Raw genomic sequence first — 13327 nt, 5'->3', positions numbered from 1 at the left:
GAGACGCAATCGATTGCCTATTGTCGGTTTAATTGATGGGAGATTGTCATGCGCAAATGGTTTTTTCGGACCGTCGTCGTGGCGTTGTCCTCCTTGATTGTTGTTTCGGCCGGTCGAGCGGCCGACACTCGCGCACATCAGTCGGCCAAACCGCATCGCCTCCTCATCCAGATCGACCAGAACGATCCGGCGGTCATGAATCTCGCCCTCAACAACGCCAACAACGTCATCGAATATTATCGGTCGAAGGGCGAAGAAGTGGCGGTGGATATCGTCACCTACGGCCCGGGCCTTAACATGCTTCGAGCCGATACATCGCCGGTGCAGGATCGGATCAAGCAATTGAAGGGCGTGGCGTTCCCGAGCACGATCCAGTTTTCCGCATGCAATGTCACCAAGCAAGGGATGGAGAAAAAGGAGGGGCACGCGATCGACCTCGTGTCGGACGCGGTGATCGTTCCTTCAGGCGTCATCCATCTGATGGAATTGCAGGAGAAGGGCTGGAGTTACATCCGACCCTGAACCGCATCATGGACGGGCGCGGGCTCCTCTTTCACCGCGCTCCGAATGAGGTTTTGGCGGTCACTGGCGTCCGCTCGCAGGCAGCCGCGATTTTCTGTCGAATGACGGATAGTCCGGTGAGGTGAAAGATCGCTTCAGGGCGAATGCCTTGCTTGTCGGTGAAGGAGACTCTCATCGTTGCGCCCTCGGGGATCGATTGCAAAAACGCGATGGCGTCACCTTTGTAGACTGCGGTCTTTCCGTCTGCCGATACGGTCCATTGTTGCCGAACAGGCGATTGGTCGTTGATTTGATAGTCAACCGGGAGCTTATCGTGCTGTCGCACCGTCCATGCGCCGCCCATGCGGAGCGAAACCTCGGCTTGATGGGAGCGGCATCGAACCGAGAGCATATCGCCGCTGTCTTTCGCGCCCGCCCCTGAATGAAGCACTGCGGTCACGAGCGGAGCAAAGTCGACGGGCGATGTTGTCTCGCTCACAATCCAATTCGACTTCCCAGCGAGCCTGTCGTCCTTGGAAGATGCGTCAGTCCGTATCGATGTGCTGGGCGCCTCGGCAAACGATGAAAGACTGCTTGGCGAAGGCGATTTCGCCGCGGCGTCTGGCCGCGCCGCGGACCTGCCGACGGGAATGCTTGCGGTCGGATCCACCGGCACAGTCTCCTTCTCTCCGCCCACTGAAGACGCGGTCGGCACCGCCGTAGCGGAGGGAGGCGTCGACTGCGCCGTGTCGGAAGGAGCTGCGGGTACTTTCCGCCCGGCGGGCGCCACGGCGAGGACGCGTTCCAGGCATTCAAGCTCCACCTTCTGTGCCCTTACGGAGCAATTTACTCGCTGTTCCGGATCTGACAATTTCGAGCAGATCGCGTCCGCGACACGAACGTCCTGGAAGCACGATTCCAGTGTGGGCGAATTTTCGCTGGCGGATTGCGCTTGAGCGATACCGCCCGCGACAAACAGCGCAATGCCTGCCAGTCGGGTCCACATCACGGATCTCCGCTCTGTTTCGTCGTTGCGTAGCGATTCAGCCATTCCTGGGCCGCCCGAAAGCGTTCCAGCCCCGGAGCCCGCTCGGAGAGATTGACGTCCTTCCACTTGGCATCGAAGCCGGGTGAGCGCAGCCTGTCGAAATGGCCGAACAGCTCGTCGACAAATCGCGCCACGCGACGATAGCGGGGCGAGTCGGGACGCCAATTGAACGCTGCCAGGATCGTAGGAACCGAGATTGTGGCGATCCGCTCGCCCTTGGCGATGAGGCCGGGATAGTCAGTCGCCTCAAGATAGGAAGACAAATAGTAGTCCTCGAATTTCGGACCGTACTCGACCGGAAGGAATTTGAATCCGTCGCCCCACTTTCCCTTCACGAAAGCATCCACCGGCTTTGTCGTGACGAAAACGACAGCCGCAATCTCCCCGCGCTTCATCAGCTCGAGGGCAGCGGGATGCGGGATGAAGGTCTTGTCAACGTCTATGCCGAGACGGCTGAAGATGAGAGGTCCTGAATAAGCGGCGGCGGTGCCTTGCGTATTGAAATTGACCTTCTTCCCGGCCAGGTCTGCCAGTGTGTGAATCTCGGGCCGAACGAAGATGTGGAGTTCGGACGGAAACAGATTGAGGATGTAAACGATCCGTTGCTGGATCTGAGGCACCTGCGATTTGTACTCCTCCAGGGAGTCGCTGTTGATGATCGCGACGTCGACGCCCTTCAGGTAAAGAAGGTCGTTGACGTTTTCGGTGGGACCGCGGGTGACGATGGGCAGGACGTGCATCTGACCGTTGTCGTTAACGATCCGGGCCATTTCAGTCGCGAACCGGATCGGTGCGCCTTCGAGCAAACCGCCGGCGAGACCGACGCTCCAGGCGTTGACCTGATCCCTGATTTCCATCTCCGCCGCACGTTGAGTGCCGAGCACGTCGTCGGCTGATCGTCGAGAGCGTGCGCTCGTGAGATCGGACATCGCGAATAGCAGGATTGAGACAACAAGAACAAGTCGCACGAAAACGACCATGACTATATCTCAACTATAAATTGTAACTAACCGACGACGAATATCTGCCCCAGATGCTGAAAAGAGTTCGATTATATACCGATTTTTCGCAAGGTGAGCCGGAATCTGCGGGCCGCTTCAAGTTCCTTGCTGGATGTTCCAGCGCGACGCATCCATTCTTCGTCTCGGCAGCGTATCCTGGCGCGGGCCATCCGCACGCGCTTCTTGCTGCCCGTCCCAACCCTGGCTTGCGTGCGCGGCTATCGGCGGGGCGAACGGTTCACCGCTTGTCCGCCCGCCCGAATTGCCGGCTGTGACATGGCGAACGCTGGAGCTGGACCAGAGGTCGTTCGCTCCGCCCGCGAGCAGCGCCCTTTGGGGTTGCGGACCAGGATACCAGCGGCAGGTCATTTTCATGCCACCGGTTCTGACCTAAAGTGGCTTGCCTGACGACCTTGCCATTTTGCGGGGTGTAAATGTCGATTCTTGTTACTGGGGCCGCTGGGTTCATCGGCTCGAATTTTGTACTTGATTGGATTGGTGCTGGGCTTGAGGACGTGGTCAGCCTCGATAAGCTGACCTACGCTGGCAACCGCGAAAATCTCGCTTCGCTCGATGGCTGCGCGCAACACCGCTTCGTGCTCGGGGCGATCGAGGACGAAGCTCTCGTCAGCGACCTGCTGGCGTCGGAGAATGTCACTGCTGTCGTTAACTTCGCCGCCGAAAGCCATGTGGACCGCTCGATCGTTGGGCCGGGTGCCTTCATCGACACCAATGTGGTTGGCACGTTCAAGCTGTTGGATGCGGTGAGACGCTATTGGTCGGGATTGAGCGCCGATCGGCAGGACAGTTTCCGATTTCTTCACGTCTCCACGGACGAGGTTTATGGCAGCCTTGGGCCGGATGAGCTGCCCTTCAGCGAGAACAATCCATACCGGCCCAACAGCCCTTACGCCGCGAGCAAGGCGGCATCGGATCATCTCGTGAGGTCTTATGGTGAGACCTACGGCTTGCCGGTGCTCATCACCAACTGCTCCAACAATTACGGCCCTTACCACTTTCCAGAAAAGCTCATCCCGCTCGTGATCCACAATGCGCTGCGCGGCAAGCCCCTGCCTCTCTACGGCGACGGCAGACAGGTGCGCGACTGGCTCTACGTCAAGGACCACTGCGGTGCGTTGCGCGCGGTCCTGAAGGGCGGCCGCCCCGGTCAAACATACAATGTCGGCGGCGAGAGCGAGCGCGCCAATATCGATGTCGTCAAGAGCGTCTGTGACATTCTCGATCGATTGCGGCCGCTTGGTCACAACAGGACCTATGCGGATCAGATCACCTTCGTCAAAGATCGGCCGGGCCACGACCGGCGCTATGCGATCGATGCCAGAAAGCTCAAGAGCGAACTGGGCTGGCGGCCGCTGGAAAGCTTCGAGAGTGGCCTCGAAAAGACGATCCGGTGGAACCTCGACAATTCCGGTTGGGTCGAACGGGTCACCAGCGGCGCCTACCGGGACTGGGTGGCGAGACACTACGCATGAAGATGCTCTTGCTCGGCAAGAACGGTCAGTTGGGCCGGGCGTTGCAGCGGCGGCTCCAGCCGCTCGGCCAGCTCATCGCTTGCGGTCGGGCCGAGGCCGATCTTGAACGAGTGGATGCGCTGACGGACCTCGTCGAAATGGTACGGCCCGACGTCATCGTCAACGCGGCGGCTTATACGGCCGTGGATAAGGCGGAAAGCGAGCCGGAACGCGCGCGCCTGGTGAATTCGCAAGCCGTCGCGGCGCTGGCGCGCTGTATGGGAAACGGCTGGCTCATCCATTTCTCGACCGACTTTATTTTCGACGGCCTGAAGCAGGCGCCGTATGTCGAAACGGACGAGGCAAAGCCTCTCAGCGTCTATGGCGCAACCAAGCTGGAAGGAGAGCAGGCCGTCACCAGCTCCGGCTGCAAGCACCTCATATTCAGAGTGAGCTGGGTTTATGCGCCGGGGCACAACAATTTTCCGGCTGCGATCCTGCGATTGGGAAAGGAGCGCGCCAACATCGATGTCGTGTCCGATCAGGTCGGGGCCCCGACCAGCGCCGGCCTGATTGCCGAGATCACCGCAAACGCCCTGGCGAAGATCGCCGGGTCCGGCGCGGCAGCCTCGAGCCTCTCGGGTATCTATCACTTGGCAGCTTCAGGGGAGGTCGGCCGCGCGGATCTGGCAAAGTTCATCGTCGCCGACGCCCGGCAGCAGGGCGTGCCGCTGACGCTTTCACCCGAAGGCATTAGGCCGATTGCGACCGCGGACTACCGCACGCCCGCCGCGCGGCCACTGAACTCGCGATTAAGTACAACAAAGCTCGAGCATGGTTTGGGTGTCTCCCTGCCGCCCTGGCAATCGGACATGCGAAAATTTGTGGCGGACGTGATCAAAGGAAATTTCATTTGAACCGCAAAGGCATCATTCTCGCAGGCGGTACCGGCTCCCGGCTTTGGCCGGCGACTCTTTCCATCTCCAAGCAGCTTCTGCCGGTCTTCGATAAGCCGATGATCTATTATCCGCTCTCGACGCTCATGCTTGCGGATATCCGGGATGTGTTGATCATCTCGACGCCTGAAGACACGCCGCGTTTCAGGCGCTTGCTGGGCGACGGCGGATCCTGGGGGCTCAACATCTCCTATGCTGTTCAGCCCAATCCCGAAGGCCTGGCTCAGGCTTTTCTTATCGCCGAGAAATTCATCGGCAATGATCAATCGACCCTGGTGCTCGGCGACAACATTTTCTTTGGTCATGGTCTGCCGGAGCTGCTGAATCGGGCGGCAAACCGAACAAAGGGCGCAACCGTGTTCGCGTACCACGTTCTTGATCCGGAGCGCTATGGCGTCGTGGAGTACAACAGTCGTGGCGAGGTCCTGTCGATCGAGGAGAAGCCGAAGGTTCCGAAGTCGAATTATGCGGTGACGGGCCTGTATTTCTATGACGGCGAAGTCGTCGAACTCGCCAAGTCCTTGCAACCATCCGCGCGCGGCGAGCTTGAGATCACGGATCTCAACCGCCTGTATCTGGAGCGATCCGCGCTGAACGTCGAGCTGTTGGGCAGAGGTTTTGCCTGGCTCGATACCGGTACCTTCGACTCTCTTCTTGATGCCGGACAGTTCATCTCGACCATCGAGAAGCGACAAGGTCAGAAGATCGCGTGTCTCGAAGAGATCGCCTGGCGCCAGGGCTGGATATCGACCAACGAGCTGGTCTCGCTCGCCGCCTCGCTCGGCAAGAGCGGTTACGGGCAATATCTGCTGACGCTCGCCAAGGAGGCCGGTAGCTGATGGACTACAGTCGTCTGACCATTCCGGAGCTGATCGTTTTTCAGCCTCGCGTCTATGCGGACGACCGGGGCGCGTTCTTTGAGAGCTTCAGCCGGCCGATCTTCGAAATGGCGACAGGATTGCGCTGCGACTTTCCGCAGGACAATCATTCAGTGTCCAGAAAAGGCGTCCTACGCGGCCTGCATTACCAGTTGCCGCCGCATGCGCAAGGCAAGCTCGTTCGTGTCGTGCGTGGAGCGGCCTTTGACGTTGCCGTGGACATTCGCAAGAGCTCCGGCACCTTTGGACGATGGGCAGGGGCTTTGCTCACGGCCGAAAATCGTCGGCAGCTCTGGGTGCCCGTGGGATTTGCCCATGGCTTCCTCGCGCTGCAGGACGACACCGAGTTCCTCTACAAGACGACCGATATCTACAGCAAAGCCGACGAGCGCTGCATTCGATGGGATGATCCGGACATCGGCATCGATTGGCCGCTGACGGAGAGCCCGATCATGAGCGAGAAGGACGCGCAGGCGCCGGCGCTGCGCGGTGCCGAGGTGTTCGGCTGAAGCCGGCAGGAATCAACCGATCGCCAGCCTCCAGTTCGTCATCAGCCGGACCCCAAGCGCATAGAGCGCGCCGAAGTAGACCGCGGCGCCGACACAGACCGTAACGACCAGCTCGATCAGCATCCCAACGTGCTGCGCCGCCATCTCGTGACGGACGACCAGGACGAGCAGCGCCATGATGACGCCGGCCGCCGCGATCTTTCCCAGCTTGAAAGCCTCGGTTGCGGTATTGAAGCCAGTCAGTTGCCGCGCGGTTGCAAAAACCAAAACGAACATGATCAGCGAGATGAGCAGGCGCGCAAAAATCGCGCCCATGAGTGAATAGAAATGAAGCCCCAGCGGTATCAGGACGATCCGCAACAGAAACTCCGTGAGGCTCAATCGAAAGACGACATTGGTCCGGTTGGTGGCCAGAGCGAGGGCATGGACCGGAGGATAGAAGGCGCTGAGCATGGTGGCGAGGGCCAGCCACTGCAGGAAGACGTCGACCTCCTTCCATTTGGCTCCCAGGAGCACGTTCACGAGCAGATCCGACGTCAAGGACATGCCGATACAAATCGGGACCGCGACCAGCATCGTCAATTGCGATGCCTTCGAATACGCATTCTGAAGCCGCTTGCGATCGTTGTGGATTCTGGAGAATGCCGCCATGACCGGCTGCATCGCCGGACCGATCAGGCTCTGCGTCGGCAAGACCGCGAGGTCGGTAGCCATCGTGTAGTGCCCGAGGTCGGATCTATTGACGAAGTATCCAAGCAATATCCGGTCGAACTGCCAACTGAACGCGATGACGATCTGGGCGGTACTGAACCACCCGAGGAAGCCGGAGAAATCGGAAAAATCGGCCAGGGTGATCCTTGGTCGGTACGGCGCAAGAATATAGGAGATCAATGTTGCCGCGACGGACGCTGAGACGCCGTTCGCGACGATGGCCCAATATCCGCCGCCCAGATACAGCACCGAGATCGCGATCGTGGCGGCAATGATCTTTCCGACAAACTCTGCGATGAAGATCTGCCGGAAGCTCATCTCCCGAACATACTTGACCATCGCCGGGCTGTAGAAGCTTCGCATCAACGGCCCGATCGCAGTCGTCGCCACCAGCGGGATCAGGCGATTGTCGTGGTAGATGTAGGAGAACGGCCAGGCCGCCGCGAGGACGACAAACAGGAGAAAGAGTCCCCGTAAGACGCCCAGCGTGAAGGCCGTGTCGATGTGAGATTTTCTCACCTCGGGCAGCCGCGTCAGCGCTTGAATGAGCGGAACCTCGAGCACCATGTCGACGATCGTCGTGAGCGTCATGGCGAGTGCCGTCAGCCCGAAGTCGGCCGGAGACAGCATTCGGGCGAGGACGAGGACGGTCACGAAGTCAATCAGGCGGCCGGCCAGTCGCGACGACACCGTCCAGCCGGCGCCGAGAATTGTCTTGGTGGTCAGCATTCCGGATCTCGTTCTCTTGTCAGACAGGCGGCGCGAACCGGCATGTCGAGTCTTGCTTGCGTCAGGGTTGCTTTGCCGCGGTTCCGCCGCCAATCCATCATCGTCGGCAGCTCGTTCACCGCAAGATGCGTACGGACGGCATCGCCGGCTCGTCTATTCGGCGGGAACGGCCGCTTTCGCCCGCCTGGCAACGAGCTTTCGCGACAAATAGGATCGCACCGGTTCATCGTAGGCACGTAGTGCCAGATAACTCAAGCCGATCACGGCCACGAAGATCAGGGTCGCCTCGATCCAGCCGTCCCGCGAACCCAGCAGCATCCTGAAAGCGCCGTTGATCCAGCAGAACAGCGGATAGTGCAGCGCGTAGACAGGGTACGACAGGGCGCCGATCCCAAGGGCAAATGAATCTATCCTCTTTCCGAATTGAACGTGAGCGCCCGCGAGCACCAGCAGCGGGGACAGAAATAATTTCCATGCGAGTTTTACAGTGAAAGTTGCTTCATATGGAGCGAAAAAAATGACGATCATGCTTGCGGTCAGGCCCCAGAAGAGCGGTGTCCAGCCGCGCCAGGAGGGCAGTCGCTGATCGAGGTGATAGATGAGAACGCCGAGCGCGAATGAGGCGCCCACGTGCGGAAAACCATACCAGAACGTCTCGGTGGTATCTCCGCCGATTCCGATGAGAACAAGTATTTCCGCAGAGACGACGGCGACGACAGCGGCGACCGCCATCTGAGGCAGGTAGCGGCCCGCCCACCAGATGATGTTCGCGACGACTTCGAGGAAGAGCGAGTACTGAGGTCCGTTCAACGGGAAGAGCTGCGGCCCCCCGACGGCAGGCGGCGCGTAGAGGTACGGCAAGTTCAATACGCCCAGCAGCGCAGCCGATAAGATCGCTGCCGCGGAAACGTCGATGTGGGAGACGACGCTTCGAAAGAACACGTAAGGTGCGCTGATGGCGACCGACAGCACAATCATCGGCATCAGCCGTATCAGGCGCGTGACGATAAACGCGTTCATGGAGAGGGTGGCGATCTTCCGTCCATAGGCGAGGGGAAGGACGTAGCCGCTCAGGCAGAAAAAAGTATCGACCGAAAGATTGCCGTTGGCGCAGAGCCAGGGAATATCGAGCCAGCGACCAAGATGAAATGCGAGGACCGATAAGGCCGCAAATCCCCTGATGCCGTCGAGCGTCGTGTAATGATCGGTGCGAGTAATCGGAGTGGTCATGAAAAACCGAATTTTGTGATGATGATTTGGTCAAGGGCTCCGGCAATAATTGAACTTGGATCGTTTATAACTGTAGTGAATGGGTTCGGCTAGGCGCCCAGCGCGGCAAACTTGGCGTCCCTCATGAGCGACTTCCAGCGCATGCTGCCGTCATGGACATTCCTGTAGGAGCCCTGGCTAAGACAGGCCCAGATTTGGCGGAAGGCCGTCGACGTCGACGGAGATTCGTAGATCGTGTGTCTGCGCGTGAGCTGGAGGAGGGCAGAGCTCAAAAACCGATGACAGCGGTCTTTGTCGAACAGCGGAAAACTCTCGTTGGTGTCCGTCGGCATTTTTGCCACGACGTCGAGCATCTGAGAGGTGGCATTGATGTAGATTTCCGATCGCCGGCGAAGATCGAAGGCGGAATGCTTGCGCCTCTGTGAGCCGAAGAGATTGGTTGCGTGCTGCCTGTAGCCTACAAGCGGCTCCTTGATTTCGGCGGTCGCGCCGACCATCTGTCCAAGCAACATGACCCATCTGTCGTGCGCGAGCCGTTCGCTCGGGACGATGTAGTCGATGATCCTGTCCTGAATGTCCACCAGCTCGATGATCTCGCGGCGAAACACCATCGAGAACCCCCAAAAGGTGTCCCAGGGGTCATAGCTGAGAGGCGGTTTGACGGTCGTATTCGTAATCCCCTGGCGAAACATGCCGATGGGATTGGACGCATCGTCAATGAGTGTTGCGGCGTGGGCAATAAGGGAAACCGTCCTGTCTTCGAAGAATTGCGAACACGTCTCCAGCTTCGTCGGATGCCAGACGTCGTCCTGATCGCTGAATGCGATGAAATCGCCCCGCGCAAGCAGACAGGCCTTGAGAAAATTGTCCCGGAAGCCGAGCGCTTTTTCGTTTCGAACGATTTTTGTGGTGAAATGACATTCCGCCAATACGTCCTGAATGATCTGGAGCGTATTGTCGCTCGAGGCGTCGTCGGAAATGATCAATTCGAAAGGAGCGAGCGTCTGGGCGGCGATGCTCTTGATCTGCTCCTCAACATATTGGGCTCCGTTATGTGTCGCGAGCACGACTGATACGGTCTTCGATGTTGGCTTACTCATAACTCACATGGTTTAGGCGGGATGACTGCAACCGATGCTCGGGCAGCTTAGCACAAATATCGGCGCGCGACCCCTGCCAGCATCGATGAAAAAAGCGGCAAAACCGCCTCGGACCGTTCCGCTCGTGGACTCAATGACTCAATAACGTCACATTTGAAAGCCGCGACGGCGCGGGTTCCTGCCTTGCTCGCGCGGCGCGGCCCTCGATTGCAGTCATGATGCGGGCCGCGGGAAGCCGTCTACATGTTCGGCAATCCCGCCAGATATTCGTAGATCGCGCGAAGCTCGTCATCGTCCAACCGGCTGATCGGTTGCCACGGCATCTGCTTGCCGAGTTGATGGCCATAGGGATCGACGCCGGTGCGCAGCGTCAAGACGAAGTCTTCGAATCTCCAGGTCTTGACGAGGCTGAGATCCGGTCCGAGCGGAGCAAGCTGACCGGGAGTGCCACCGGTCAGCATCGCGCCGTGGCATTCACGACAATCGAGATAGGACACGAGATATTCGCCATAGTCGGAGGTCGGAGCCCTCGGCGGCGCGGTGACCACGCCGGCCGACACCGGCTTGCCGGTCGGCAGCATGCCGGCACCCAGCATCATGATGCCGAGCAGGTTGAGATGATCGGGTGGATCAGGAGTGGGTTCTCCGTCCGGACGCAGGCTGCGGAGATAGGCGATGACGGCCCAGAGATCCTGGTCGCTGAGCTTTCCGGCATTGGTGTAGGACATGATGATCAGCCAGCGGCCGTCGCGGTCGACGCCATAGCGAATGGCGCGGAAGATGTCGCCATCGCTCCATCCGCTCAGTCCGGCGGACGTGAGATTGGAGGAGACGAAAGAGCCGATGGGCAGGGGAAGTTCTTGCGCGATGTCGCGACCGCCGGTGAGGGCGCCGTTCGGCGCATGGCAACCGCCGCAGAAGCTTGCGGCGATCGCCTCGCCGCGGCGAATCTGTTCGGCCGTGCCGGTCACCTTCAGCCTCACGGTCGGCGCGCTGCGCGCATGTAGCTTGAACAATCCAGGATCAATACGACGCCCAGCGCCACCAGGATTGCGGCCAGCAAAGCGGCAAGGCTCGCGCCGCCCCATTTCAGCCAAGGATTTTTTGCGCGCCAGGCATGGACGCTTGAGCGGGCCAGCAGGGCGGCAGTGGCAATCGGAACTGCGGGTTCGAACAATTCAACCATCGTAATCATCCGATGTGTCGTAGGTCGCGACGGGCAGATTCGTCGTGACCTGCCGGCGAACCGACCGGACGGCTCAGCCGCGGCATTGGAGACCAGCGATGGCGGAATTATCGGGCGTGCGATGCCAAATTCATTTCGCCAGAGCCCATTCGCGTTACGACTGTAACCAAGCGCCTCATCGCCGATGCCGCGACGCCGACAAGTCGCTCGAAAAATCGCGAACCGATAACAGATCGCTCTCTGAAACGTGTGCTGCAGCGCAAGGTGGTGTGCCCTATAGCGATACCGGGGGCGCCGGAGAATATGATGACTGAAAGGACCGAGAGCCTCGCGGCCCGCCCAGCCAGCCAATTCGACAGCAATGCATTTGCGCCGCCCGGACCGGCGTCCGCGAGCAACAGCACGGATCGCAAATCGCCGGTGTGCCTGGTCGTCGAGGACGACAGCACCATGCGGCACCTGGTGACGAATTATCTTGAGGATCACGACATCCGCGCGATCTCCGCCTCGCGCCGGGATGAGGTGGCAGGCCTGCTTGCCCGCAGCCAGCCGGACCTGGTGGTGCTTGATCTCAGGCTTGGTCAGGAAGACGGTCTCGATCTCTTGCGCGAGATCCGCGCGAACTCCGATGTGCCCGTGATCATCACCACGGGACATCGGCGCGACGAGATCGACCGTGTGGTCGGACTGGAGCTCGGAGCCGACGACTACATCACCAAGCCGTTTGGCTTGCGGGAACTCCTGGCGCGCATCCGCGCCGTTTTGCGGCGGCGGGAAGCCGGACAGACCGCGGCCCAGCGCGACGTCGAGAAAGGCCGCTGCCGTTTCGGCGATTGGCAGCTTGACCGCCGGAGCCGGCGACTGACCAATTCGCGCGGCGAGCCGATCGCCCTCACCAAGGGCGAGTACGCGCTCTTGCTCGCCTTTGTCGATGCGCCACAGCGCCCGCTCTCCCGCGAGCATCTTCTGCAGGCGACGCGAATTCACGAAGATGTCTTTGACCGCAGCATCGACGTGCAGGTGCTGCGTCTTCGGCGCAAGCTGGAAACCGATCCGAGCTCGCCCTCCATCATCCGCACCGAACGCGGCGTGGGATACGTTTTCGCGCTGCCTGTCGAACAGCTCTGATGCGAGAGCGCAGGCCCGAGCGGACTTCGAGCACCTCGCTGCGACCACGAGGCCGCGCGACGCCCCCTTCCAGGCCAAGCGCGGCGTCAGACCGCATTACAACCGTAGCCTTAATTTGCGGCAGCGGAATGCTGCGGAAACATCCGCGCGACAGAGTCTCCCTGACTCGCATTGCCAGGGAGATATCGATGCCATTCTCGAAGCAATTGTCCTCAAGGCAATTGTCCGTCGTCCAGGCGGAATCGCAAACTCAAGAGATACGCCGGATTGGTCGGCATCCGATTCCGATCCGCCCTTTCGACGATGACCGGCGCGCGATAGCGCGGCAGGATATCGCGCGACGTGATATCCCGCCGGCGGTGCTTCGCTTCACCTTCGAAGCGTTTGCGCGATTGGGAGCTGGTGCCGGGACGACGTTTCCGAATGTCCTGCTGGGCATCGTCACCTGCGTGATTGGCGAATTTCTCGCTGGCTGCGCCGCTTACGGCGAGGCCATGTACATGGTGCCTGTGCCGGCGGAGGATGACGCGAAGGCTGCAAACCCGCTGACATCAGCGTTGCCGCGCGCCTGCGGAAGCGCTGCAAGCCCAAGGCCCAAGCTGCGCGTGATTGCCGGCACGGCAGCGCCGGGGGTCGAGAGTCACGAACCGCTTCCGCTGTCGGAGCCGCCTGAGCCCTCGCTACCGACATCGCAGCAGGAGGCGCCTTGGTATGTGTCGATCAGCTCCGCCGCGACGGTCTGGTTCAGGAGCGTGCGGCAGGCGCGCGTGCGGCGCGGCGCCGTCATCGAACTCAAGGCGCTCGACGACCGATCGCTACGCGACATCGGCCTATGCCGCAGCGATATCGAAGCCGCCGTCAAGGGCGAAGGCCGGTGA

The 13327-nt window shown here is 60.2% G+C and carries 14 protein-coding genes; 7 read left to right on the top strand and 7 right to left on the bottom strand.

Annotation, left to right across the window (positions count from 1 at the left end):
• The first annotated feature begins 48 nt into the window (after positions 1 to 48).
• Positions 49 to 522, top strand: a complete 474-nt coding sequence (locus F758_RS0113185; RefSeq protein ID WP_024508310.1) for a DsrE family protein — start codon at positions 49 to 51, stop codon at positions 520 to 522.
• 31 nt (positions 523 to 553) lie between these two features.
• Here F758_RS0113185 and F758_RS49520 read toward each other — a convergent pair whose 3' ends face one another.
• Both F758_RS49520 and F758_RS0113175 read right to left on the bottom strand, forming a co-directional pair.
• Complete coding sequence (locus tag F758_RS49520; RefSeq protein WP_157449988.1) at positions 554 to 1000, bottom strand: hypothetical protein; 447 nt, start codon at positions 998 to 1000, stop codon at positions 554 to 556.
• A 506-nt stretch (positions 1001 to 1506) separates the two neighbouring features.
• Positions 1507 to 2529, bottom strand: a complete 1023-nt coding sequence (locus F758_RS0113175) for a TAXI family TRAP transporter solute-binding subunit (protein WP_024508308.1) — start codon at positions 2527 to 2529, stop codon at positions 1507 to 1509.
• 455 nt (positions 2530 to 2984) lie between these two features.
• On the opposite strand from F758_RS0113175, the gene rfbB reads away from it, so the two are divergent.
• The 4 genes from rfbB to rfbC are packed head-to-tail and all read left to right on the top strand — an operon-like array spanning position 2985 to position 6365.
• Positions 2985 to 4043, top strand: coding sequence for a dTDP-glucose 4,6-dehydratase (rfbB, locus tag F758_RS0113170; RefSeq protein ID WP_024508307.1), 1059 nt, complete (start codon positions 2985 to 2987; stop codon positions 4041 to 4043).
• Positions 4040 to 4939: a dTDP-4-dehydrorhamnose reductase gene (rfbD, locus tag F758_RS0113165; protein WP_024508306.1), complete on the top strand. Its 900-nt coding sequence runs from the start codon at positions 4040 to 4042 to the stop codon at positions 4937 to 4939. Before rfbB ends, rfbD begins: the two co-directional genes overlap by 4 nt.
• Positions 4936 to 5817, top strand: coding sequence for a glucose-1-phosphate thymidylyltransferase RfbA (gene rfbA / locus F758_RS0113160; protein ID WP_024508305.1), 882 nt, complete (start codon positions 4936 to 4938; stop codon positions 5815 to 5817). Before rfbD ends, rfbA begins: the two co-directional genes overlap by 4 nt.
• Positions 5817 to 6365 carry a dTDP-4-dehydrorhamnose 3,5-epimerase gene (rfbC, locus tag F758_RS0113155; protein WP_024508304.1) on the top strand — a complete coding sequence of 183 codons (549 nt, stop codon included), beginning with the start codon at positions 5817 to 5819 and terminating at the stop codon, positions 6363 to 6365. The genes rfbA and rfbC overlap by 1 nt, the downstream gene beginning before the upstream one ends.
• A gap of 12 nt (positions 6366 to 6377) precedes the next feature.
• On the opposite strand, the gene F758_RS0113150 is transcribed toward rfbC, so the two are convergent.
• The 5 genes from F758_RS0113150 to F758_RS51785 all read right to left on the bottom strand — a co-directional run bounded on the left by F758_RS0113150 (position 6378) and on the right by F758_RS51785 (position 11321).
• Positions 6378 to 7805, bottom strand: a complete 1428-nt coding sequence (locus F758_RS0113150; protein ID WP_024508303.1) for a lipopolysaccharide biosynthesis protein — start codon at positions 7803 to 7805, stop codon at positions 6378 to 6380.
• A gap of 153 nt (positions 7806 to 7958) precedes the next feature.
• Positions 7959 to 9035 carry an acyltransferase family protein gene (locus F758_RS0113145; protein ID WP_024508302.1) on the bottom strand — a complete coding sequence of 359 codons (1077 nt, stop codon included), beginning with the start codon at positions 9033 to 9035 and terminating at the stop codon, positions 7959 to 7961.
• A gap of 89 nt (positions 9036 to 9124) precedes the next feature.
• Entirely contained in the window at positions 9125 to 10135 is a 1011-nt protein-coding gene (locus F758_RS0113140; RefSeq protein ID WP_035721876.1) for a glycosyltransferase, read from the bottom strand.
• Between the two features lie 239 nt (positions 10136 to 10374).
• Positions 10375 to 11151 (bottom strand): c-type cytochrome, encoded by a 777-nt coding sequence (locus F758_RS43780; RefSeq protein WP_245286487.1) that lies wholly within the window; start codon positions 11149 to 11151, stop codon positions 10375 to 10377.
• Positions 11115 to 11321: a hypothetical protein gene (locus F758_RS51785; RefSeq protein WP_245286486.1), complete on the bottom strand. Its 207-nt coding sequence runs from the start codon at positions 11319 to 11321 to the stop codon at positions 11115 to 11117. Before F758_RS51785 ends, F758_RS43780 begins: the two co-directional genes overlap by 37 nt.
• Positions 11322 to 11627: 306 nt before the next feature.
• Between F758_RS51785 and F758_RS0113130 the strand changes: the two genes are divergently transcribed.
• Positions 11628 to 12449 (top strand): response regulator, encoded by an 822-nt coding sequence (locus tag F758_RS0113130; protein ID WP_024508300.1) that lies wholly within the window; start codon positions 11628 to 11630, stop codon positions 12447 to 12449.
• 188 nt (positions 12450 to 12637) lie between these two features.
• Positions 12638 to 13327, top strand: a complete 690-nt coding sequence (locus F758_RS51780) for a DUF1127 domain-containing protein (protein WP_024508299.1) — start codon at positions 12638 to 12640, stop codon at positions 13325 to 13327.

Source organism: Bradyrhizobium sp. ARR65 (assembly GCF_000472385.1).
Taxonomy (GTDB): domain Bacteria; phylum Pseudomonadota; class Alphaproteobacteria; order Rhizobiales; family Xanthobacteraceae; genus Bradyrhizobium.
This window is presented reverse-complemented; position numbering and strand designations above follow the sequence as displayed.